Annotated in this window: 1 protein-coding gene; it reads left to right on the top strand. The window is 72.7% G+C overall.

From position 1 onward, the window contains the following. Window positions 1-164 precede the first annotated feature (164 nt). On the top strand, window positions 165-403 hold a 239-nt coding region (locus E1298_RS51055; RefSeq protein ID WP_279499857.1), incomplete at its 3' end, for a condensation domain-containing protein.

The following is a 403-nucleotide window of genomic DNA, read 5'->3' as shown; positions in this document are numbered from 1 at the left end:
AGGGCGGAGTGAATCAGCGCGAGGGCCTGCGCCCGGGGGTGCGCGAGGATCAGCGCGGGGTGCGGTACCCCGCACGTCGCCCGGAGCGGAGCGCTAGCGGAGCGGAGGGCGGCGTTTCGTCTTCCCTCGCCGAGGGGTCGCCCTCCCGGAGTGGTGTGGGTGGGTTGTCGGCGGCGCAGGCGCGGTTGTGGTTTTTGGCGCAGCTCGATCCGGAGAGCACGGCGTACAACGTCCCGATGGCGCTGCGGCTGACCGGTCCGCTCGATGTGGCGGCGTTGCTGGGCGCGGTGCGGGATCTGGCCGAGCGGCATGAGGTGCTGCGCAGCGTCATCGACGATTCCGGGCCGGAGCCGGTGCCGGTCGTTCTGCCGGTCGAGGCGGTGCCGGTGTCCGTCAAGGACGG

It is taken from the genome of Actinomadura rubrisoli, assembly GCF_004349215.1.
Lineage (GTDB): Bacteria > Actinomycetota > Actinomycetes > Streptosporangiales > Streptosporangiaceae > Spirillospora > Spirillospora rubrisoli.
The sequence above is the reverse complement of the archived record's forward strand: the minus strand, read 5'-3'. Positions and strand labels throughout refer to the sequence as shown.